The 22,536-nt window shown below is 66.9% G+C and carries 20 protein-coding genes; 7 read left to right on the plus strand and 13 right to left on the minus strand.

All coding sequences use genetic code 11. The annotated features are described in order from the left end of the window. The 6 genes from RTN46_RS11230 to RTN46_RS11255 form a co-directional block, all read right to left on the minus strand. Positions 1-660, minus strand: a 660-nt coding sequence (locus RTN46_RS11230) for an ROK family protein (protein WP_312181409.1), incomplete at its 3' end; no start/stop codon positions are given. Further along, positions 657-1,589: a dihydrodipicolinate synthase family protein gene (locus RTN46_RS11235; RefSeq protein WP_312181411.1), complete on the minus strand. Its 933-nt coding sequence runs from the start codon at positions 1,587-1,589 to the stop codon at positions 657-659. The genes RTN46_RS11230 and RTN46_RS11235, both read right to left, overlap by 4 nt. Further along, positions 1,586-2,467: an ATP-binding cassette domain-containing protein gene (locus tag RTN46_RS11240; protein ID WP_312181413.1), complete on the minus strand. Its 882-nt coding sequence runs from the start codon at positions 2,465-2,467 to the stop codon at positions 1,586-1,588. The genes RTN46_RS11235 and RTN46_RS11240 overlap by 4 nt, the downstream gene beginning before the upstream one ends. Beyond that, on the minus strand, positions 2,464-4,509 hold the full coding sequence (locus RTN46_RS11245) for a dipeptide/oligopeptide/nickel ABC transporter permease/ATP-binding protein (RefSeq protein WP_312181414.1): 2,046 nt from the start codon (positions 4,507-4,509) through the stop codon (positions 2,464-2,466). The genes RTN46_RS11240 and RTN46_RS11245 overlap by 4 nt, the downstream gene beginning before the upstream one ends. A gap of 1 nt (position 4,510) precedes the next feature. Beyond that, on the minus strand, positions 4,511-5,467 hold the full coding sequence (locus RTN46_RS11250; RefSeq protein WP_312181416.1) for an ABC transporter permease: 957 nt from the start codon (positions 5,465-5,467) through the stop codon (positions 4,511-4,513). Between the two features lie 112 nt (positions 5,468-5,579). Further along, entirely contained in the window at positions 5,580-7,196 is a 1,617-nt protein-coding gene (locus RTN46_RS11255; RefSeq protein ID WP_312181418.1) for an ABC transporter substrate-binding protein, read from the minus strand. 109 nt (positions 7,197-7,305) lie between these two features. Between RTN46_RS11255 and RTN46_RS11260 the strand changes: the two genes are divergently transcribed. Next, a complete protein-coding gene (locus tag RTN46_RS11260; protein ID WP_312181419.1) occupies positions 7,306-8,022 on the plus strand; it encodes an FCD domain-containing protein in 717 nt (238 codons plus the stop codon). Beyond that, positions 8,015-9,157, plus strand: a complete 1,143-nt coding sequence (nagA, locus tag RTN46_RS11265; protein ID WP_312181421.1) for an N-acetylglucosamine-6-phosphate deacetylase — start codon at positions 8,015-8,017, stop codon at positions 9,155-9,157. The genes RTN46_RS11260 and nagA overlap by 8 nt, the downstream gene beginning before the upstream one ends. Before the next feature lie 25 nt (positions 9,158-9,182). Here the strand turns inward: nagA and RTN46_RS11270 are convergent, their stop codons facing one another. From RTN46_RS11270 to RTN46_RS11280, 3 genes are all read right to left on the minus strand, one after another. Continuing rightward, positions 9,183-9,524: a hypothetical protein gene (locus RTN46_RS11270; protein WP_312181423.1), complete on the minus strand. Its 342-nt coding sequence runs from the start codon at positions 9,522-9,524 to the stop codon at positions 9,183-9,185. Positions 9,525-9,655: 131 nt separating this feature from the next. Continuing rightward, the gene (locus RTN46_RS11275; protein ID WP_312181425.1) at positions 9,656-10,426 is read right to left on the minus strand and encodes a DUF427 domain-containing protein; all 771 of its coding nucleotides are present in this window, start codon (positions 10,424-10,426) and stop codon (positions 9,656-9,658) included. Positions 10,427-10,549: 123 nt separating this feature from the next. After that, a complete protein-coding gene (locus tag RTN46_RS11280; protein WP_312181427.1) occupies positions 10,550-10,717 on the minus strand; it encodes a hypothetical protein in 168 nt (55 codons plus the stop codon). A gap of 402 nt (positions 10,718-11,119) precedes the next feature. Here RTN46_RS11280 and RTN46_RS11285 point away from each other — a divergent pair, with 402 nt between their 5' ends. Beyond that, positions 11,120-12,358 (plus strand): cobalamin-independent methionine synthase II family protein, encoded by a 1,239-nt coding sequence (locus RTN46_RS11285; protein ID WP_312181429.1) that lies wholly within the window; start codon positions 11,120-11,122, stop codon positions 12,356-12,358. A gap of 163 nt (positions 12,359-12,521) precedes the next feature. On the opposite strand, the gene RTN46_RS11290 is transcribed toward RTN46_RS11285, so the two are convergent. From RTN46_RS11290 to RTN46_RS11305, 4 genes are all read right to left on the minus strand, one after another. Then, a complete protein-coding gene (locus tag RTN46_RS11290) occupies positions 12,522-13,355 on the minus strand; it encodes an aldo/keto reductase (protein ID WP_312181431.1) in 834 nt (277 codons plus the stop codon). A 49-nt stretch (positions 13,356-13,404) separates the two neighbouring features. Further along, on the minus strand, positions 13,405-15,153 hold the full coding sequence (locus RTN46_RS11295) for an alpha-glucosidase (protein WP_312181433.1): 1,749 nt from the start codon (positions 15,151-15,153) through the stop codon (positions 13,405-13,407). A gap of 65 nt (positions 15,154-15,218) precedes the next feature. Then, positions 15,219-16,469, minus strand: a complete 1,251-nt coding sequence (locus tag RTN46_RS11300) for a M20 family metallo-hydrolase (protein ID WP_312181435.1) — start codon at positions 16,467-16,469, stop codon at positions 15,219-15,221. A gap of 16 nt (positions 16,470-16,485) precedes the next feature. Further along, complete coding sequence (locus tag RTN46_RS11305) at positions 16,486-18,132, minus strand: amidohydrolase (RefSeq protein ID WP_312181437.1); 1,647 nt, start codon at positions 18,130-18,132, stop codon at positions 16,486-16,488. Positions 18,133-18,289: 157 nt separating this feature from the next. Here RTN46_RS11305 and RTN46_RS11310 point away from each other — a divergent pair, with 157 nt between their 5' ends. The 4 genes from RTN46_RS11310 to RTN46_RS11325 form a co-directional block, all read left to right on the plus strand. Then, entirely contained in the window at positions 18,290-19,474 is a 1,185-nt protein-coding gene (locus RTN46_RS11310) for a helix-turn-helix domain-containing protein (RefSeq protein ID WP_312181439.1), read from the plus strand. A 150-nt stretch (positions 19,475-19,624) separates the two neighbouring features. Continuing rightward, positions 19,625-20,953, plus strand: coding sequence for an MFS transporter (locus RTN46_RS11315; protein WP_312181441.1), 1,329 nt, complete (start codon positions 19,625-19,627; stop codon positions 20,951-20,953). 166 nt (positions 20,954-21,119) lie between these two features. Further along, a complete protein-coding gene (locus RTN46_RS11320) occupies positions 21,120-21,728 on the plus strand; it encodes a TetR/AcrR family transcriptional regulator (RefSeq protein WP_312181443.1) in 609 nt (202 codons plus the stop codon). 241 nt (positions 21,729-21,969) lie between these two features. Continuing rightward, a partial coding sequence (locus tag RTN46_RS11325; protein ID WP_312181445.1) for an MFS transporter occupies positions 21,970-22,536 on the plus strand: 567 nt, incomplete at its 3' end.

A 22,536-nucleotide genomic window follows, 5' to 3' on the forward strand; every position in this document is an offset into this window, starting at 1 on the left:
GGCAGCCACAACGGCGGCCCCACCGGCACCAGGGGGCAGCACGCCGCCCAGGTGCAGGTACTGGCGGGCCAGTCCGGCGCCGGAGCCCAGGGCCTCAAGGTGCCCCAACTTCCCGCAGGGGCAGCGGAGATGCGCGGCCGCGGCAACCGGGATGTGCGCCAGTTCCCCGGCCATCCCGCGCGCTCCGCGGAAGATCCGTCCCTCCAGCACCACCCCGGCGCCGATCCCGGTGCCGACGGCGGCCACCAGCACGGACGTGCAGCCGGCCGCCGCACCGAGCCAGGCTTCGCCCAGCGCGTGGGCCTCAACATCGTTGAGCACAGCCAGCGGGAGCTCCGGAGAAAGCTCGGGCAGCAGGGCGCGTAGCCGGGCCGGAATATCCGTTCCGGCCCAGCCGCGCAGGGTGTCCGTGGCATACCGGATGACACCCGTTGCCGGGTCAACCAGCCCGGCGGTTCCGACGCCGACGCCGGTGACGCGGGTGTCGGAAGCGGCCAGGGCCTGCCGGGCGGCGGAGGCCATCCCCGCGAGGATGGCCTCCGGTCCGTCAGCGCCGGGGGTGGGGACCGAAAATACCGGCCCGCACCTCCCGTTTTCGGCCACCAGTGCGGCAGCCGTTTTGGTGCCCCCGACGTCGAGGGCGAGAACAGCTGAAGTCACGAGGGGAGCAGCGCCACGGATCCGACGATTCCACGGATCCGCTCGACGGCGGCCTCCCGCGGCATCTGCACCGGGTGGGCCATTCCAGCGTGGGAGATCAGGCCCTGCGCGTGCATCGCTGACTTGAAGGCACCGATGCCGGCGGCGTCGCCGCTGCGTCCGGAGTCCTGGAACACGATTTCGAACAGACGGTTCAGACGCTCCTGCTCCGAGCGTGCCAGCGTCCAGTCCCCGGCCTGAACGGCTTCCCACAGCCGCACATAGCCGGCCGCGTCAACGTTCGCGAGGCCCGGTACGGCGCCGTCGGCTCCGATCAGACCCATCGCGTCAACAATGACCTCATGGCCGGAGAGCACCTGCAGCGGGTGGCCGGCGGCCTCGTTCAGGGCCACCAGGCGGCGGAAGCCGACGTCGTCGCCGGAGGAATCCTTGACCCCGGCGATGACGCCTTCGGTACCCAGCTGCACCAGGAACTCGGCCGGCAGCTTCGAGTGCACGCGGACCGGAACGTCATAGGCATAGACGGGGACGTTGAGCCCGGCCGCCAGGGAGCGGAAGTGCTCGGCGGTCTCGGTGAGGTCGTTCAGGGCGTAGATCGGGGCGGTGGCCACTACGGCCTGGACTCCGGCAGCCTGGAGGTCGAGGGCACGTTCCAGGACGCGGGCGGTGGTGAGGTCGATGGCTCCGCCGATCACGGGAACCCGGCCGCGGGCGGCGGCAACGATCGCGGTGACGGTTTCCACGCGCTGCGAATCGGTGAGGTAGGCGACTTCGGCGCTGGAGCCGAGGGCGAAGAGGCCGTTGACTCCGGCCTCGATCAGGGAGTCAACCAGGCGGGTGAGGCTGTCGAAGTCAACGTCTCCTGCCTCGGTGAAGGGGGTAACCACGGGCGGAACAATGCCCTGGAAAAGCGGCTGGGGGTGGTTCATGGAGCTCCTAGTTCGGTATTCATGGGGGAAAATTCGGTTGCGGACCGGGCCAGCAGGGTGGGGGCGGCACCCAGCAGGGTGCGGGTGTACGGATCGCGCGGGGAGGCAAAGATCTCCTCCGCCGGGCCTTCTTCGACGATCCGGCCGCGGTTCATCACGATCATGTCGTCGGAGAGATACCGCACCGTCTGGATGTCATGCGAGATAAACACCAGGCCCAGGCCCAGTTCATCGCGCAGGTCCGTCAGCAGGTTCAGGATCTGCGCCCGCACGGAGACGTCCAGGGCGGAGGTGGGTTCGTCGGCCACGATGACCTGTGGTTCCAGGGCAAGGGCACGGGCGATGGCCACGCGCTGGCGCTGTCCGCCGGACAGCTGGCCCGGCAGGGCGTCCAGTGCGGAGGCCGGCAGACCGACCATCCCGATCAGGTCCCGGACCCGGGCCCGGCGCTGCTCAGGGGTTCCCAGGCCGTGGACGTCCAGGGGATCCTGCAGCGCCTCACGGACCAGCATCCGGCCGTTCAGGGCTGTCGCCGGGTCCTGGAAGACCACGGAGACTACCCGGCCCAGCCGGCGCCTTACCGGCAGGGTAAACCTGCGGACGACCTCGTCCTGGAAGAGGACCTCACCCGAGGTTGGTTCTTCCAGCCCGACCAGGATCCGGGAAGTGGTGGTCTTGCCGGAACCGGACTCGCCTACGATGCCCAGGGTCCGGCCGCGGTACACCGCCAGGGAGACGCCGTCGAGCGCCCGGACCTTCTGCGGACGGAACAGGGAGGTGCCGCGGGCCTTGTACGTGACGTGGACGTCCCGCAGCTCGATCAGCGGAGTGGCGCCGGCAGCGGTACCGGCCGGGTTGTCAGTGGCTGCCAGGGTCATGGCTGGCCTCCTTTCGAGGTTTCCAGTTCCGGCTGGGCCGCGTAGAAGTGCTCGGTGCCTTCCAGCTGGCGGCGCACCGGCGGTAGGGTTCCGGCCTGCGGATTCACCGAGCGCGGGGCAAAACGGTCTCCGGCCGGGAAGTCCTGCGGGGAGGGAACGGTGCCCGGGATCTGGTGCAGCCTGCCGGTTCCGGCCTCAATGGAGAGGACGGAGCCCAGCAGCCCGCGCGTGTACTCGTGCATCGGGTTGGTCAGCACTTCCTGCGTGCGGCCCTGTTCCACGACCTGGCCGGCGTACATCACCGTGATGCGGTGGGCCAGTTCGGCGACGAGCGCGAGGTCATGCGAGACGAAGACCATGGCGAAGCCGAGTTCGGCGCGCAGGCTGTTGAGCAGGTCCACCACCTGCTTCTGGACCGTGACGTCCAGGGCGGTGGTGGGTTCATCCGCCACGACCAGGCGCGGATCGCGGGTGAGCGCCATGGCGATCAGCACGCGCTGGCGCTGCCCGCCGGAGAGCTCGTGCGGGTAGGCGGCGAGGGTGCGCTGGGGGTCCAGGCCCACAAGCTCCAGCAGTTCAGCCGCGGTGCGGGTGCCGCCGCGGGAGGTCAGCTGCTTCATCTGCGCGGAGACCTTCATGGCCGGGTTCAGGGCGCTGAGCGCGTCCTGATAGACCATGGCCATGTCGCGGCCGCGCAGGCCGTTCCGTTCCCGGGCGGACATGTCCAGCAGTTCCCGGCCGTCGAAGCGGATGCTTCCGTCCAGCTCGGCGGCGGGATCCAGCAGCCCCATGATGGCCAGGGAAGTCAGGGACTTTCCGCAGCCGGACTCGCCCACCAGGGCCATGGTTTCGCCGGGACGGACATCGAAGGACACCTTGTCCACCACGTTCACGCCGCGGTGGCGGGGGAAGCGGATGGACAGGTCCCGCACCTCAAGCAGCGGGGTGTTCTCGCCGTCATAAACGAGGCGGTCCGACCGCTGGGCCTCCGCAAAGCGGAGCAGGTCCAGCCGTTCCTCGAGCGGGACGACGCGTGCGGCGGGCGTAACGGTGGGAACGGCGTCGGGCACTTCCGTGGACGCAGTTTCACCGTCCTGCCCGGTATTCTCCGTGCCGGCCGGCAGCTCGGCCGGAGCCGCTGCAGCAGTGGCCGCCGACTGTGCGCGGCTGGTGTCGTTGGCCAGCACCGCCCGGGGCTTAGCGGAGACCATTGCGTCGGTCATGCCCTCCGAGAGGACGTTCAGGCACAGGACGGTGAGCATGATCATCAGGCCAGGGAAGAACGTTGACCACCAGGCACCGCTCATCACCAGGTTGCGTCCGGCGGCAATGATGTTGCCCCAGGACGGCTCCGGGTCGGGAACGCCTGCCTGGATGAAGGAGAGCGAGGCTTCGAAGACGATCGCGTCGGCGATCAGCACCGTGGCGAACACCAGGACGGGGGCGGCACTGTTCCGTGCCACGTGCTTCGAGATGATGCGCCGGGTGGAGGATCCCATGACCCGGGTCGCGGAGACATAGTCCTCGCCGTACTGGTCCAGCACGTTTGCCCGGACCACACGGGTCAGCTGCGGAACGTAAAGGAAAGCGATTGTGAACACCAGCACCGGCAGGGACTGGCCGAAGACAGCCACGAAAACGGCGGCCAGGGCGATGCCGGGGAAGGACATGATGATGTCCAGGACACGCATGACTGACTCGGAAATCCATTTGGGTGCCGTGGCGGCGATTGAGCCGAGTATGACGGCGGCTGCCAGGGCCAGGGCGGTGGCAGCGAGGCCGATCACCAGGGAATAGCGGGCACCGTAGGCAATCCGGGAGAAGATGTCCCGGCCCTGCCGGTCGGTCCCGAACCAGTGCTCGGCGCTGGGCGGCTGCACCGGAGTGCCGGTCGCCAGCGGGTCGAAGGGGGAAACCAGTGGCGCGAAAATGGCCATCAGTGCGACGGCGACAACGAAGACGAGGGCGATCCGCGCGAAGATGGACAGCTGGCCAAGCCGCTGTCCGGGCACCGAAAGGCGTTGGGTCAAGTGGGCTCGCATGTCAGACCGTCCTGATCCGGGGATTGATGAGTACGTAGAGCAGATCAACGGCAATGTTGATGACCACAAAGGCCAGCGCCACCGTCAGGGTGACGCCCTGCACCAGGTTCGGTTCGTTGTTGGTGACGCCGTTGAGGATGAGGGTGCCCATGCCGGGCAGCCCGAAGATAATCTCGATAACGACGGCGCCGCCCATCATGGTGCCCACGCGCAGGCCGAGCACGGTCAGCGGCGTGATCAGGGCGTTGCGCAGCACGTTGCGGGAGACCACCACGTGCCGGGGAATGCCGGCGCCGACGGCGGTGCGGACGTAGTCGCGGTCCAGCTCCTCCACCATGGCGGTGCGCACAACCCGGGAAAGCTGTCCGATGACGGGGACGGCCAGCGCACAGGCAGGCAGGGCCATGCGGTTAAACCAGCCGACTGGGTCTTCACTGAAGGCGGGAAGCGGCCCGGAGGCGGGGAACCAGCCGAGGCCGAGGGCCGCGGACTGGATGAGCAGGACGGCAAGCCAGAAGGACGGGGTGGACAGCGCCGCGATCGACAGCACGCGGATCACCTGGTCCGGCCAGCGGTCGCGGTACAGGGCCGCCAGCACGCCCAGGAGCAGGGCCCCGATGACGGCGAGGGCCAGTCCGAGGAACGTCAGCTGCAGGGTGATGGGGAAGGCACGGGCCACCTCGTCGATGACGGGCTGCTGGCGTGCCGAATAGGTCCCCAGATTGCCCTGGAGCATGTTGCCCAGGAACAGGAAGTAGCGGGTGAACAGCGGCGCATTCAGGCCGTTGGCTTCACGGTAGGCTTCGCGCTCAGCCGGGGAGGCGCCTTCGCCAAGGGCGTTGATAGCGGGGTCAATTTTAGAGAAGGACATCACCACAAAGACCAGGAGGGTGATGCCAAGGATCATCAGGGGCAGCTGAAGCAGCCGGCGCCCCACAAGGCGCAATACGTTGGACACAAAAATTCCTTACCGGTAATGGTTGTCCGCCAGCAGTGCCGGCCGCGGACAGCCGAACCCGGTGGCCGGTCCGCGGGCGATGCGGTCCGGCCACCGGGTGGGTTGGGGAGGATTACTTCCCGGCTACTCCCACGTCCAGCAGGGAGAGCCCAGTGAGGCCGATCGGCTCAAAGCCAACCAGGTCATCGCTCCAGGCGGTCGGGAGCTGGCGGTGCAGGATCGGGTACAGCGGAACTTCCTCGCTCATGAGGTCGAACGCTTCCTTCCACTTCTCCTGCTGCGCGTCACCCTCGGTGCGGACGGCTTCGTCCATCAGGGTGGTCAGGCGCTGGTATTCCTCGGTGCCGGACCAGCGGAAGCGGCTTTCGGGCCAGACGTTGTCCCCGTACCACCAGCGCATCAGCAGATCGGGGTCGTTGCCGAAGACCGAGGGGTCACCGGGGGCGACCATAACGTCCATGTCACCGGCGTCGACCTTGGAGTACTGGCCGGAAGCCTGGCCAATGTCCAGGGTGGTGTTGACGCCGACGGCGTCGAAGGATTCCTTGATCAGCGGCGCAATGTCGCGGACCCAGCCGGTGTCCGTGGTCATCAGGTTGATGTCCAGGTCCTTGACGCCGGCTTCGGCCAGGAGTGCCTTGGCCTTCTCCGGGTCGTAGCTGTAGACGGTGGAGGCCTTCTGGTAATCGGGGTGGCTCTCCGGCAGGAAGGAGGTGGCAGCGGTGGCATTGCCGAGGAGGCCGTTGTCGATGATCTTCTCGGTGTCCAGGGCGTAGAACAGTGCCTGGCGGACGCGGGGATCGTCGAACGGTTCCTTTTCGGTGTTGAACATCATGAACAGCAGACCGAAGGACTGGACGGATTCGACGTTGACGCCGTCCTGGTTCTGCAGTGCCGGAACGTCGATGTACGGCACGTCTTCGATGGCTGAAACGGTGCCGGAGCTCATGGCGGTCATGCGGGCCGCGGGGTCGGAAAGCAGGTTCCACTTCATGCCGGCAGCCTTGGCAGGCTTGGAACCGGTGTAGTCATCGAACCGCTCGAAGACCAGTGAATCATCGGCCACGGCCGAGGTGATCTTGTACGGCCCGGTGCCGGTGGGCAGCGCGCCGAAGGCGGCAGCATCGGCCTCAACCACGGCCTTGGGGACGATCTTGACGACGCTAAGCCGCTCGTTGACCAGGGAGAACGGGAATTCCGTGGTGATGCGGACGGTCTTTTCGTCCACGGCTTCAACCTTGTCGATGAACTCCACGAAGGTGGCGAAGAAGGTGCCGGTTTCGGGGTTCATCACGCGCTCGAAGCTGAAGAGTACGTCGTCGGTGGTTACCGGGTCGCCGTTGTGGAACACCGCGCCGTCGCGGAGCGTCACCTCGTACGTGGTTTCGTCGATCTGCTTCGGCAGGTCCGCACCGAGGGCCGCATAGGGCTGCCGGGTAACGGGATCCAGTTCGGTGAGGCCTTCCATGGTGTGCCAGTTGGCGGCCTGGGTTACGGCTCCGGAAGCGGTCATCGGATCAAAGGTGCCATTGAGCGAGTAGGAGATACCCGTTTCGATGATGGCGTTCGGATCAATGCTCGCCTGGGAGACCGAGCTGTCACCGGATGGTGTCTCGGCGCCGGCGTTGCCGCCGGCGCAGGCGCTGAGGAAGAGCACCGCGCTTGCGGCGGCTCCGGTCAGCACCGTGCGGCGCGGAAGTCTGCGGCGCACGTTCGAGGAGTTCTGCATTTGTTTGCTCCTATGTAGGACATCGTATGTCCGACATAGTATGTCTGTGGTGACGTGAGGCACAATAGATAACGACAACATGTCTTGACTAATTTTTCGGATGGATGCCATGACGACAGAAAGCTACTTCGGCGAGGGGGATCGGCGGATGCGCCGTTCCACCACAGCGGACCAGATCAAGGAACTGATCCTCACCAAGGGACTCAAGCCCGGTGATCCGCTGCCCACCGAACTGGATCTGCATGAGATTCTCGGCGTCTCCCGGACCTCCATCCGTGAGGCCATGCGGACGCTGGCCACCCTGGACATCGTGGAAGTGCGGCACGGGCACGGCACGTTCGTGGGCCGCATGTCCCTTTCACCCATGGTCCAGGCACTGGTTTTCCGCGGCGCGCTGTCCCCGGGAGATGACCTGCAGGCTCTGCGGGAAGTTGTGGAGATCCGCGAGGTCCTGGAACTGGCGCTCGCCGAAACCGTGGTTGCGGCGCTGCAGGGCACGGAAAATCCCGACCTGCACGATCTCGTGAATGAAATGGAAACCCGGGCCGGTGCCGGCCAGACGTTCCTCGACGCCGACCGCGCCTTCCACACAGCCATGCTCTCGGCGCTGGAGAACCAGCTGGCCGGGCAGCTGGTGGGAGCGTTCTGGGACGTCCACACCGCCGTCCTGCCCAAGCTCAAGCTCGCCTTCCCCAACGATCTGCGCCAAACGGCCAAGGCCCACGGAGACATGCTGCGCGCCGCGGAAGCCGGCGACGTCGAGGAATACCGTGCCGCGGTGGTCGACCACTACGCACCGCTGCGCCGGTCCCTGAGCAATGCCTAGCCCGGCCGGTTCGGGCGGGTCCACCCTGCTGCTGTCCTCACCGCGGATGCTGCATCCGGACGGGAAACTCGCACCCGGCTGGGTGCGGGTGGAAGGCGGCAGCATCGCCGCAACCGGTTCCGGCCTGCCGCCGGAACCGGCGGACGTCGAGGCGCCGGTGCTGAGTCCCGGGTTCGTGGATATCCACTGTCACGGCGGCGGCGGACACAGCTTTGTTACGCCGGATCCCGCAGAAGCGTCTGCCGCTGCCGGCGTCCATCACCGGCTGGGGACGACGACGGTGCTCGCCAGCCTGGTTACGGCCGCCATCCCCGATCTGCTGGCTCAGATCGGCACCCTGCGCGGGCTGGTCGAAACCGGAGTCCTCGGCGGCATCCATCTGGAAGGCCCCTGGCTCAGCAAGGCGTTCCACGGCGCCCATGATCCCCAGCTCCTGACCGATCCCGCCGCACCCGTGGTGGAGCGGCTGCTGGCGGCGGGCGGCGGAACCATCCGGATGGTGACCCTGGCTCCGGAGCGAACCGGTGCGCTGGAGGCGATCGGCCAGCTGAGCGCTGCCGGCGTCACGGCCGCCGTGGGCCACACCGATGCCGACGGCGGCCTGGCCGCCAGCGCCTTTGACGCCGGAGCCACCGTGGTCACCCACCTCTTCAACGCCATGCGTCCTATCCACCACCGGGACCCCGGCCCCATTGCCACCGCGCTGGCCGATCCCCGCGTGGCCGTGGAGATCATTGCCGACGGCGTCCACCTGCACGACGACGTACTCCTGCTGGCAGCCCGGGCCGCGACGGGCGGCTACCTTCTGATCACTGACGCCATGGCGGCCGCCGCTGCGCCGGACGGAACCTATCAGCTCGGAGGCGTCGAGGTGTCGGTCCGCAACGGCGTCGCCCGGACGGTGGCAACCGGTGCGATCGCCGGCAGCACCCTCACCATGCCGCAGGCCGTGCGGCGGCTCGTGGCTGCGGGCGAGGACCCCGCCCGGGCATTGACTGCCGCCACCCGGAAACCGGCCGACGCCGTCGGGCTGGCCTCCGTGGGCCGGCTGGTGCCGGGGTGCAGTGCGGACCTGGTGCTTCTGGACGAGGAGCTGGCCGTGCAGCAGGTGCTGCGGCAGGGCGCCTTCCTCTGAGGTGGGGCTCTGAGGCGGGCACTGCTCAGCGCGGTGGGCGTCCCTTCCCGGGGGTCTCCGGGTCTTCGGTGTCCTTGTCCTGGGCGCCCGGGACGGCACCAAACCTGCGGTTGACTCCGGAGCCGCGGCCCATGGAGTCCGGGTTCGGTTTCGCGGCAAGGATCATCAGCAGGAAGGTCAGCAGGCAGACAATAAATGCGATGCAGCCTGCGGCGAGCCCCAGTTCCCAGCGGAAGGTGTTGGTGGCGCCGCCCGTGGAGACCACCGCCGTCGTAATGGCCACAAATCCGGCGATGACGCCTGAGGCGATGACAGGAACGTTGCCGTAGTTCGGCCGGGCACCGGGTGTCCCTGGGGTTGCCGCCATATTCGTCAGCTCCTGCACATTGTGCCGTTTCCGCCGTCTGCCACCGATTCTTCCACCGACAGCGGGCAGCAAAAAGGGCTGCAGGCTAGATTGCCTGCAGTCCCTTGGCTGCTTATCGGTATGTCCCCGACTCAGAACCGGAAGAGCGAAGCGACGTCCCGCTTCTCGCCGTCCACGTACACCTCGGTGCGTTCGTCGTAAAAGGAGACCCGGTCCTTCAACTGGCCGGAGTCGGGCAGCACGGTTTCGTAGGACCAGGCCAGGTCCCTGCCCTTCGGCTGCCCGGTCACCGACCAGTACGTGGCGGATCCCTTGTAGGGGCAGACGCTTTGGTGGGTTGAGGGTTCCAGAAGGCTCCAGTCCACGTCTTCGCGCGGATAGTAGGTCCGGACCGGCACCATGGTCTCGTAAACGAACAGGGGGTGGGTGGTTTCGGCCAGCAGGGTCCCGTCCAGCTGCACACGGGAACTCCGGGAGGACTCGCGGGCATCAACGCGGTGGAACGGGTCGCGTGGATGGCCCTTGATTTCCTGGTCCTCTTCCATCCACCGGTCGAAGGCGGCGAAGTCCAGCAGGACCCGCCCGTCGAGGTCCGGATCGTCCGGGCGGAAGGCGGCTCCGGGCAGGGATCTTGACGACGCGATGATGTCAAAGGCGCTGCCGTCCGTGGTGTGCACGGAGAACGGGAAACGCGGGTCCATTACGGGCGCTGGCTCCGGGTTGTTCTGCGGCGGTGCTGCTGGAACAAGCTCCGCCGCAAGGTCCTCTGCCCGAACGGCAAAAATCGGGGTGACCCGGCGCGGTTCGTAGACAATCAAGGCCTCTGTTGTATCGAGGACCGTGTCGGTTCCGACCTGCGCGCGGATCCGCCGGGGTGTGGGTTCAAATCTCAGCTGGGGCATCAAATTCCACCAGGCCGGGCTTAACTGCAGTGCCATAATCTGATGGTCTACCCATTTCCCGGTGGCCAGCAAGGTCGCCCGGAAAACTGGCCGAACCGGCGGCGGGCGGTAAAAGTCCTGCCTTTAGGCCATGGCGGCCGTCTCGGCTGCTGCTGCCAGGGACGGAGCAGTCTCAAAGTTCATCTCAGCAGCGGTGACACCACCCGCCACCAGGGCTGAGGCGATGGCAATGCCCGTGAGGAGGGCAGTCGTCCGGTTAGAGGTTCCGCGAGTGGACCGTGACTGGGACATGGTCCTCCTTTCAATGCGCTTTCAAAGGTCTTGGTCGGGGATTTTTGCAGCCGGCCCGTTGGCCGCCGCTACTCCCCACTTAAAAATGCTAGGGAGGTTCCATGGGCGGTTGCATAACGCCGCTCACAATTACGGGATTAAGCGCCGTGGTGTTGCCCACGCACCTGTGTGGCGTTCGCCAAATACCCTCCTCAGCGTGCATGCTGGTTACCAGCCCCTCCGCTAGGTACTCGGCCATTGCAGCCGTGGAGGGGGCGCACCCGCGTTGCCGGTGGATTTAGAGCCCTAAACCACACCATCAAGAGCAGCTGAGAGACCTGCCTCCGTGACGCTGCAGCTTCCCCCGGGCATTTCCTGCCCGGAAAGGTGCTAATGGCAGGAACGATGGAAAGGAAAGAGCCAATGCCGCTCAAGCACAACCATGACCAGATTCAGGCCACCCACGCAGGATCGCTGCCCCGGACGCCGGAGCTGATCGCCGCCAACGCCGCACGACGTTTCGGCGAGGATGGCTTCACCCTGGAACGCACCCCGGAATTCGAGGGGCTGCTGACCGACGCCGTCGTGAACCTGGTCCAGCGCCAAACAGACGCCGGGATCACGATTCCCGGGGATGGCGAATACGGCAAGGCGATGTCTTACGACGTCGACTACGGGGCCTGGTGGACCTACAGCTTCCAGCGCACCGCAGGACTGGAGCTGACTGAATTCAACCCCATCCTGGCGGAGCCGGTCCGCAGTGAACCGGGCAATGTCCGGCTGACGTCCTTCGCGGACCGGCGGGACTGGACTGAGTTCGCGCAGGCCTACCAGGATCCGTCCAGCGGCATCCAGATCGGCAAAAACGCCACCGCGTTCCCCTCGGCCACCGGGCCGCTCAGTTACACCGGGCAGGACGCGATCGCCTCGGACATCGCGAACCTCAAGGCCGGCCTGGACGCGGCCGGAGCCTCCACCGGATTCCTCACTTCGCTCTCACCAGGTTCGGCTAGCCGGATCGGCAACGAGCATTACGCCAGCGAGGAGGAGTTCATCTACGCCTGGGCCGACGTCCTCCGCGAGGAGTACAAGGCAATAACCGACGCCGGGCTGATCGTGCAGATCGACGACCCCTCGATCGCGGAGAACTGGGACCAGATCAATCCCGAACCGAGCGTGGAGGACTACCGGAAGTTCACGCAGATCCGCGTTGACGCGCTGAACTATGCGCTGCGCGGGCTGCCGGAGGAGCAGGTGCGTTTCCATGTGTGCTGGGGTTCCTGGCACGGCCCGCACACCACGGACATCGAGTTCGCGCACATTGTGGACCTGGTGCTCTCCATCAACGCTGGATCCTATGCCTTCGAAGCCGGCAACGTCCGGCACGAACATGAGTGGACCATCTGGCAGGACACGGTGCTGCCCGAAGGCAAGCTCCTTGTTCCCGGCGTCGTCTCCCATGCCACAAATGTGGTGGAGCATCCGGAGCTGGTGGCACAGCGGATCGAACGGTTCGCTTCGCTGGTGGGGCCGGAGAACGTCATCGCCGGAACCGACTGCGGCCTCGGCGGGCGCCTGCACCCGCAGATTGCCGCCGCCAAGCTGGAATCCCTCGGCGCCGGCGCGCGGCTGGCCTCCGAGCGGCTGTTCTCCCGGGTCTAGCTAGCTCACGACGGCGGCGCTGGGCCGCCGCCGTCGTGCCGCCGCCGTTTGAGGCTCACAGTTTCCCAGTGAGTGTTGCCTGTGTTCCTTCTGTGGTCACAGGAGTCACTAACAGCAACACTCGCTGGGAACCCGTGCCGCTCCCGCCCACAGCCGGACACGGTCAGTGGCCGAAGGAATCCGAATCCAGGATTCCCGCTTCCCCGGTGTCCAGGGCGGAGAGTTTCGTGATTTCGGCGTCCTCCAGCGCGAAATCGAAGACCGCGAGGTTCTCCTCGAGATGCGCCCGCGATGACGCCTTGGGGATCGGCACCAGGCCCTGCTGCACATGCCAGCGCAGCACGATCTGGCCAGGGGAACGCCCGTATTTCTCCGCCAGCCCGGTCACCGTGGGATCCTGCAGCAGGGCTTCGCCGCGGCCGAGTGGGCTCCAGGACTCGGTGACGACGCCGAGGCGGGCGCCCGCCTGCCGGGAAGCCGTCCGGATGTGCCGGGGGTCCACCTGGATCTGGTTCAGGTCGGGGACGAGTCCGGCGTCGGCCAGGCGCTCAAGATGGGCGGGCTTGAAGTTGGAGACCCCGATTCCCCGGACCAGGCCTTCGGCCAGCAGGTCGGCGATGCCCTGGACTGCTTCAACGAACCGGTCCTGGTCAGGGTTGGGCCAGTGCACCAGGAGCAGGTCGATGTACTCGGTGCCGAGCTTCTCCGCGGAAACAGTAAACGCTTCCCGGACGCCTTTGCGGCCGTGCCACTGCTTGTTGAACTTGGTCGTTAGGACCACGTCACCGCGCGCGATGCCGCTGCGCCGCAGCCCCTCGCCCACGCCGGCTTCGTTGCCGTAATTCTCCGCGGTATCGAAAAGGCGGTACCCCACCTCGACGGCGGTGGCCACGGCGTCGGCCGTCTGGGTGTTGTCCATGGGCCAGGTGCCCATGCCGATGGCGGGCAGCTCAAGTCCGTTGCGGAGCGTGATCGTGGGGACGGAGGCGTTGGGCATGGTGCGTCCTTTCAGTACGGGGTCTTTCGGCGGCACTGTTGCTTCGACCCTAGCCGCTGGCCGTTCCCTGGCGCCCGGCCAGACCCTGACCGCCGGCCGTTTCCGAAGTATCCAGCACCCGGGCCTCCCACGGGCGCAGCACATCTACATCCCCGGACTCTGCATAGTTGCCGAGCACCAGCCGGCCACCGGCCGCCAGCCCGGCCGGCAGTGGCAGCTCCCCGCCGGAGACATTGGCCAGGATGGTCCAGTTTGTGCCGCCGAGCGTGCGGCGGAAGGCAAACAGATGCGGATGGTCCGGGTCCTCGAGCTGGAAATCGCCGAGCGCCACAACTTCCTCGGTATGCCGCAGCCGGATGAGCTCCTGGTAGTACCGGAAGACCGATTTGTCCGCCGCCCGGTCGGCGTCGGCGTTGATCTCCGTATGGTTCGGGTTGACCTGGAGCCACGGCTCTCCCGTGGTGAAGCCGGCATTCGGGCCGGCGGTCCACTGCATCGGGGTGCGCGCGTTGTCCCGGCTCATCGCGCGCAGCGCCTCCAAGGCGTCGTCGGGGTGCATGCCCTGGGCCGTGGCCTCGGCGTAGAAGTTCAGCGATTCCACGTCCTGGTACTGCTCGATGGAGGTGAACCCGGCGTTCGTCATGCCGATCTCCTCGCCCTGGTAAACGTAGGGTGTGCCGCGCTGCAGGTGCAGCAGCGTGGCCCAGAGGGTGGCGGATTCATACCGGTAGGCGCCGTCGTTGCCAAACCTGGAGACGTGCCGGGGCTGGTCGTGGTTGCTGAGGTAGAGGCTGTTCCAGCCGCGGTCGGCCAGGCCGCGCTGCCACCGGTTCCAGGAGGTCTTCAGATCCGGCAGACTGAGCGGGCGGTAGTTCCATTTCCGGCCGCCGATCTGGTCAACGTTCACGTGTTCGAACTGGAAGACCATGTCCAGCTCCGCCCGGTAGGGGTCGGTGTAGAGCAGGGCCTGGTCCACCGTGGCGCCGGGGGTTTCACCGACGGTGAGGAAATCGCCGTCGCGCCCGCCGAAGACTTCCCGCCGCATCTCCTGCAGGAACTCGTGGATCCGCGGCCCGTTCGTGAAAGAAGGGGAGCCGTCTCCCCAGACGCTGCCAGGCTCCACCAGACCGTCAGGCAGGGCGAGGTCCTTGGAGATGAAATTGATGACGTCCATCCGGAATCCGTCGACGCCGCGGTCCAGCCACCAGCGCATGGAGTCGTAGACCTCGTGCCGGACTTTCGGGTTCTCCCAGTTCAGGTCCGGCTGGTGCGGGGTGAAGAGGTGCAGGTAGTACTGCCCGGTGTCCGGGTCGAAGGTCCAGGCCGGACCGCCAAAGAACGATCCCCAGTTGTTCGGTTCGGCACCGGGTTCCCCGGGCTCGAAACCCGGCCGCGCGTCCCGCCACCAGAACCAGTCGCGGTACGGGTTCTCCCGCGACTGCCGTGCCTGTTTGAACGCGGGATGTTCGCTGGAGGTGTGGTTGACCACCAAGTCCATCACGAGCTTCATCCCGCGGACGTGCATCTGGCCCAGCAGCTCCTCGAAGTCCTCCTCGGTGCCGAAAAGCCGGTCGATCCTCCGGTAGTTGGAAATGTCGTAGCCATTGTCCCGCTGCGGGGATTCATGGACCGGGGACAGCCAAATAACGTCCACTCCCAGCTCCTGCAGATAGTCCAGGTGAGCCAGAATGCCTACCAGGTCACCGATGCCGTTCCCGCTGCCATCGGCGAAGCTGCGCGGATAGATCTGGTAGACGACGGCGCGGGTCCACCACGCAGGCTGGTGTGGATCGAGCATGGCTGGCTTCCTCTCGCAGGCTGCGGCGAGTCTACGCCGGGACCCCGGGCGGCGGCAGGTGAGGACTAGTCCTCCACGGCGTCTCCGCGCACCAGCCGGCGGGCCACCTCGGTCAGCAGCTCAACGCCGCGCACGGCGTCCTCATCCCGGGTGAACTCCGCTTCATTGTGCGAAATGCCGTCCACACTGGGCACGAAAAGCATCACGGTGGGCACATGGTCCTTGAGATTGGTGGAGTCGTGCCCGGCCACGGTCATGATGTCCATGTGGCTGAAGCCCAGGGCATCGGCCGCTGCCCGGCCCAGCCGCACGCCGGCCGGCTGATAGGGGTTCAACCCCCACTGGTGGGTCAGGGCCAGGGACACCTCGGTCCGGGAGCGGGCTTCCGCCTCCGCAATCCGCTTCCCGAGCAGGTCCATGGCCCGGGCCAGTACCGATTCGTCCGGGGAACGCAGGTCCAGGTTCATGACTGTCTGCCGGGCGATGGTCACCGGCGAGTTCGGCAGCACCTGCAGCTGCGAGACGGAGCTGTGCAGCAGGCCGGGCTCGAACTCCTCGGTCAGTTCCCGCGCGGCCGCAATGACCAGCGCCGCCCCGTACAGTGCGTCGCGGCGGTCCGGCATCCGGGTGGAACCGGTGTGTGACTGGTCCCCGTTCACGGTCACCAGGTACTTGGCCGCGGCCCAGGTGCGGTCCACAATTCCGACCTGGATGCCCTGCTCCTCAAGGATTTTTCCCTGCTCGATGTGGATTTCCGCGTAGCGGGCAATGCTGCCGAGCCAGGGCGCGGAGTCCGACGCCGAGGGGCCGGCTGACAGGGCCTCAGCCACCGTGGCTCCGGCCTGGTCCTGTGTGGCCAGCGCGGTTTCCAGCGGCAGCTTGCCGGTGAAGACGCCGCTGCCCATCATGCTGGGGGTGAACCGGCTGCCCTCCTCGTTGAACCAGTTCACTACGGCGAGGTTGAACACCGGAGTGAGTTCGCCCGACTCCACGGCTGCAGCAGCCCGCACCACAGCGTGCGCGGCAGCGAGGACTCCGTAGGCGCCGTCGTACCGGCCCGCCAGCGGCTGGGAATCCAGATGGGAACCGAGCAGCACCCACGGCGCACCGGGGATCAGTTCCGCCAGGCCGAACTGGTTTCCGGCAGCGTCCACCGCTTCGCGGAGTCCGTGCCCGGCCAGCCAGGTGCTGAACCAGGCACGCGTGGCGTGGTCCTCCGGGGTGCCGGCCTGGCGGTCCACGCCGCCGCCCGCGGTCGCTCCGAAGCTGGACATAACGGCGAAATCGGCGAGGAAGCCGGTGCTGGTGGTGCTCATGGGATGTCCTTTGCGGTCAGTCTGCTGCGGGCTGGAAATCGGGGTGCCGGAACCGGAGCTCTCCGCCAACCATGGTGCCGAGCACCACGGTAGCGCCAATGCGGTGCGGCTCGACGGCGGTCGGATCCTGGTCCAGGAACACCAGGTCCGCGAGCATGCCGGGGGAGAGCTGTCCCTTGGTGCCGGCCGTCCCGGTGGCAGCGGCCGAACCGGTGGTGTACGCGGCCAGGGCTTCCCGGGCGGAAATACGCTCGGCCGCGCCGTAGGTCCGGCCCGACGGCGTGAGCCGCTCGACGAAGGACTGCATTACATCCAGCGGGCGTCCGTTCGAGACCGGGCGGTCCGAACTGCCGGGGAGCACGGCCCCGCGGCTGAGTACGCTGGCGGCGGGGTAGGACCAGCCGGTCCGTTCCGGGCCGAGCAGTTCGGCCATGCCGTCGCCGAACTCGGTAATGAAGTGCGGCTGGGGGACCAGCACGATCCCCGCAGCGGCAATGCGGTCCAGCTGTTCGGGACGGACCACGCCGCCGTGTTCGATCCGGTTGGGGGAGCAGTTGGGTCCGTAGGTGTCCTGGGCTTCGGTGATGATGCCGATCGCGTGGTCCACGGCGGCGTCCCCAATGGCGTGCATGGCGATCGGCCAGCCGGCCCGGTATGCGGCCAGGGCCGAGGACCTCAGCTGCGCGGCGTCCATCTGCAGGTAGCCGTGATTGTGCACGCAGCCGACGTAGTCCTCGGACATGTATGCCGTGCTGCCGAGCAGCGAGCCGTCGCTGAAGATCTTGACCGGACCCAGCCGCAGCCAGTCGTCGCCGAGCCCGGAACGGATGCCGGCTTCGAGTCCCAGCCCCTCGGGGTCATCGGCATGTCCGGAGAGCTGCCGCAGGGCATCGAGGACCAACATAGGCTGCATGCGGACCCGCAGCAGCCCCTTGTCCCGGGCCGACTGGTAGGCCGCGAACTCGCGGGGGGAATGGCCGATCCAGCCGCCGGCGATCCCGGCGTCCGTGACGGACGTGATGCCCTCCGTGAGGTAGTGCGCGGTCGCGAGGTCCAAGGCCCGTTCGATGGTTTCCAGCGGGTAAGGCAGCATCAGGTCCTGGACCAGGCGCATCGCGTTTTCCTCGAGGAGGCCGGTGGGCTTGCCGGCATCGTCGCGGACCACAATGCCGCCGTCGACCTCCTCGTTAAGGTCCGTCTGGCGCCCAATCAGGGCCAGCGCTGCCCCGTTGAGCGTGCAGGCATGGCCGGACGAATGCTTGATCCACACGGGCCGTCCACCGGACGCGGCATCCAGGGAGTCCCGGTCCGGCTGCACACCCTCCAGCAACAGGGGACTGAAACCGGACGCGATAACCCATTCGCCGGGCCCGAGCTCCGCCGCCGCCCGGGCAACGGCGTCGTAGACCTCAGCTGCTGACCGGGCGGATCCCAGGGCGGTTTCCATCAGTCCCAGTCCGAACCACACACTGTGGCTGTGGACGTCGTTGAAGCCAGGCACCACGGTCAGCCCGCCGGCATCGAGAACCTGCCTGGACGGGATGTCCTGCCCGGGATCCACCGCCAGAATCCGGCCCCCGTGGATGACCAGGGTGCGTGCACCCGGATGCGTGGGGTCCTGGGTGAGCACATGGGCGTTGGTGATCGTCAGGTCGGCGAGCATGAATTCCTAAACGTCGGTTCCGTCCCCGGACAGGGTGTGGAGAAAAGGCAGAAGGGGCCAGGGTCAAAACCATTCAACTATGGCTAAATGTCTCACTCAATGGACATTAGCCGCCACAATTGGCGCTTGAATTATGCAGATCAATAAAGTTGCGGGCATGACTGAGACTCCCGGGGCGGTATTCGCCCTGTCCTCCCGCAGCCTTCCCCTCCAGCATTCCACCGGCCAGCAGTGGGAAGACCTCATCCAGCGGCTCTGGATCCAGCGGGACACCCTGGTAAGTGACTTCCTCAGCCGGTTCGAGGCGGTCTCCTACGACGACGCACGGGTGCCGGAAGAGGACGTGTACCAGACCGCCGTGGACACCATGGACATGTTCCTGTACCAAATGGCCGGGCTTGAACTCCCGCCCGACCTCCGAAACCTCCCCCGGGATGTTGCTTCCCGCCGGGCCGCCCAGGGGGTACCGCTGAACTCCTTCCTCGAGGCCGTGCGCAACGATTTCCGGGTGCTCTGGAAAGGGCTGGAGCGTGTGGCGCACGGCGACGGCGTCACGGTGCTGGTCTCCAACATGGACCGGGTTATGGACGTGGTGGAAGGATACGTCTCCAGCATCCAGCAGTCCTTCGTCGAAGCCGAGGCTCTGTTGGCGCGGGACAAGCAGCTTTACCGCCAGCGGCTGATTTCCCGCCTGTTTACCGGGGAGCCGAAGTCGGAGCAGGACATCGAGGACCTGGCCGCGGGGCTGGGGGTCAAGCCGGCCGACAGCTTTGAAGCGCTGGCCGTGATTGGGGACGCGGTCCCCGAAGCCCAGCGGGCGTTCCTCAGCGACCGCAGGTTCCACGCCTACGAACGGGCCGGTGTTCTCTACGTTTTCCGCGTCCAGCGGCGCGGGCACACCTGGCTGGAGGAGCCGCCGCCGTTCGCCGCGGGATACGTGCAGGACGTCCCCGGCCTCACTGCGGTACCCGGGGCCGCGGCGTCGGCCCTGGTGCTGGCCCGCAGCGGTGCCAGCGGACTGCAGACCATGGACGAGGCCTGGATGCGGATTGCCGCGGAACTGCTGGAGCAGACGCTGCCCGGCTTCTGCGCAGGCGTGCATGCGGCGATGGCCGGCTGCTCCGACCACGAGCGGCAGCGCCTGCTGCAGGTCGCCGAAAGCTATGCCCGTACCGGCTCCATCAAACACACCTCGGAAGAGCTCTACTGCCACCGCAATACCGTGGTTAACCGGCTGCACTCGCTGCAGCAGGTCATCGGCCTGGACCTGGCTATTCCGGGCCAGGCAACCCGGGCCCTGATAGCCCTAAGCACCCTCCCCGATTTTCCCCGGCCTGTCTAAATGCCCAAGTTTTGGGTGAAAGGTGGGTGAATTTTGTCATTGTTTGTGGAATTGCCGCCTGACTACGCTCAGGAAGAGACCTCCCACACACGGACCGCATCCCATTTCCTTCACTTACTGCGGCAGCGGCCACCCTGAAAGGCACCACTCGTGACTGAAACCAAAACCAAGCCGGGGGACCGCGGTGCACCCGTGACCATCTCCGGCAAGGACGCGGGCACTATTGCCCGGGCATCCTTCGTCGGCACCGCGCTGGAATGGTATGACTACTACCTCTTCGGCACGGCCGCGGCGCTGGTCTTCAACCGGCTCTTCTTCACCACCATGGATCCCACGGCAGCCCTCCTGGCCTCCTTCGCCACCTTCGGCGTCGGCTTCGCCGCCCGGCCTCTTGGTGCTGTCCTGTTCGGCTACATCGGTGACCGCTTCGGCCGCCGGCCGGCCCTGTTGACCACGATCGTGATGATCGGCATCGCCACGGGCCTCATCGGCTTCCTGCCGGACTTCGGGTCAATCGGGCTTGCTGCTCCGATCCTGCTGGCGGTCCTCCGCCTGGTCCAGGGGCTGGCCGTCGGCGGCGAATGGGGCGGCGCCGTGACCATGGCGATCGAACATGCGCCGGTGGAAAAGCGCGGCCGGTTTGCCGCCCTGGTGCAGGTCGGTTCGCCGGTGGGTACCCTGCTGTCCTCGGCGGCGTTCTCGCTGGTGCTTCTCCTTCCGTCCGAGACCTTTGACGCCTGGGGCTGGCGCATTCCGTTCCTGCTGGCGTTCCCGCTGCTGCTGATCGCCCTCTGGATCCGCATCAAGGTCGAGGAATCCCCGATCTTCAAGGACCTCGTCGCGCAGGAGGAAACCTCCAAGGTTCCCGCCCTCGATGTCTTCCGCCACGCGGGCGGACGCCTCGTCGTTGCGATCATGGCAGCCCTCCTGGGTGTCGGCGGCTTCTACATGATCACCACCTTCGTGGTCAGCTACGGTTCCAACACCCTCGGAGTGGACCGCCAGGTCATGGTGAACGCGACGCTGATTGCTGCCGTCGCGCAGATCTTCGTCACCGTGGCCATGGGCCGCCTGTCGGAGAAGATCGGCCCGGGCAAGGTCACCATGTGGGGCGGCATCCTGACTGCTGCCGCTGCCTTCCCGCTCTTCGCCATGGTGGACACGAAGTCCCCGCTGCTGATCACCCTGGCCATCACGCTCGGCATTGTCCTCATTGCTGTGGCCTACGCCGTCAACGGCGCCCTGCTGACCGAACTGTTCCCGCCGAAACTGCGCTACTCCGGTGTGGCCCTTGGCTACAACATCGCCGGCGCCACCAGTGGATTCATGCCGCTGCTGGCCACCGCGATGCTCGGTTTCTCCGGCAACCAGTCCTGGGGCGCCGCCTTGATCCTCGTGCTCATTGCGCTGATCACCGCGGCCGGCGGCTTCCTCGGCGAACGCCTGCGGGTGCAGGACAAACGAATTGTTGCCGACTAGCAACATCTGATCCGCGCCGTGCGGCGCGCCGCTGAACCGGCCGGCAGGAAGCATCCCCCCATGGGCTTCCTGCCGGCCTTTCGCATGCCTGGGCTGCCGGGCGCAGCACCGCTCTCTGCACCCCGGGTTAACATGTTCACGACTGTCCACCTTGGGAGGTAGCCGGATGACTGGAGCTGAAGCCGCCCCGGGAGTGCCCCCGGGTGCCGTGCCGGAGGCAGGCAAGCGGGCTGATGCGCGCCGGAACATCGAGGCGATCGTCGAGGCGGCTACCCGGTTGCTGGCCGTTAATCCGGACGCCAGCGTGAGTGAGATCGCGAAGGTTGCCGGCGTGGGCAGGGTCACGCTCTATGGCCACTTCGCTACCCGGGCAGTACTGGTCCGGGAGGTGGCCGACCGGGCTATCGCACAGACGGAGAAGGCGCTGGCCGGAGTGGATTTCGACGGCGATCCGCGCGAGGCACTCGGGCGGCTGCTGGAGATGACCTGGCACCTAACCCACCGGTTCGGCGCCCTGGTTGTGGCGGCGTCCGGTGTGATGCCGCCGGAAGAGATGAGGCACGCCCACGACCAGCCTGCGGAGCGGGTCCGGTTGCTGCTCGAACGCGGCAGGGCGCGCGGCAGCTTCGATGCCGGGATGCCCATCGAATGGCAGGTTAGTGTGATCCAGGCCATCCTGCATGGCGCCTCCGCCGCCGTGCACCGCGGCGAGATCACGGCCGATGAAGCGCCGGAGCTGGTGCGAAACACCACCCTGGCTGCGCTCGCGGGGTAACCGTACCGGAGCGGCAGTCCACCACGCGGCTGCTCTTCCCAAAACCTCTTGTCGAACACCAGTGTTCGAGTTACGTTGGTCGTGCATTCCAATCCAACATGCTGAGAAGGTGTTTGAGATGGGTTCCTTCGACAACTCAGAACCGAAATCAGGGGCGGGACCAGAGCAGAAGCCTGCAGCCGCTTCGGGGCCGGTCCCAGCCGGTTCACCGCGGCGCTGGCGGACTTTGTGGCTGTTGGGCGTGGCCCAGCTGATGCTGATCGTGGACGTCACCGTTGTTGCCATCGCACTGCCTGCCATGCAGGCCGATCTGGGCCTGGACCGGGCCGGTCTGGCCTGGGTGGCGAGCATCTACGCCCTTGTGTTCGGCGGACTGATGCTGCTGGGCGGAAAAGTTGCGGACATCGTCGGCCCCCGCCGGGTGGTGCTGGCCGGACTTGGCCTGTTTACCGCGGCGTCGCTGTTCGCGGGCCTGGCGGCAGGGCCGGAGGTCCTGCTCATTGCGCGGACGCTTCAGGGGGTAGGAGCCGCCGCGATGTCCCCGGCAGCACTCTCAGTGATCGCACGGACCTTCAGCGGGGATGAACTCTCCCGCGCGCTGGGGATCTGGTCGGGCCTTGGCGGAGCGGGCGCGGCCCTGGGTGTGCTCCTTGGCGGCGTCCTGACGGCGGGCCCGGGCTGGCCATGGGTGTTCTACGTCAACGTGCCGGTGGGGCTGGTGCTGCTGGTCTGCCTGGCCCGGTGGATCCGGCCGCTGCCGGGTGCGGGCGGGCGCCTGGACCTGGCCGGCGCGGCGCTGGTGACGGCG

Origin of the sequence: Arthrobacter sp., from assembly GCF_031988865.1 — a bacterium.
GTDB lineage: Bacteria > Actinomycetota > Actinomycetes > Actinomycetales > Micrococcaceae > Arthrobacter_B.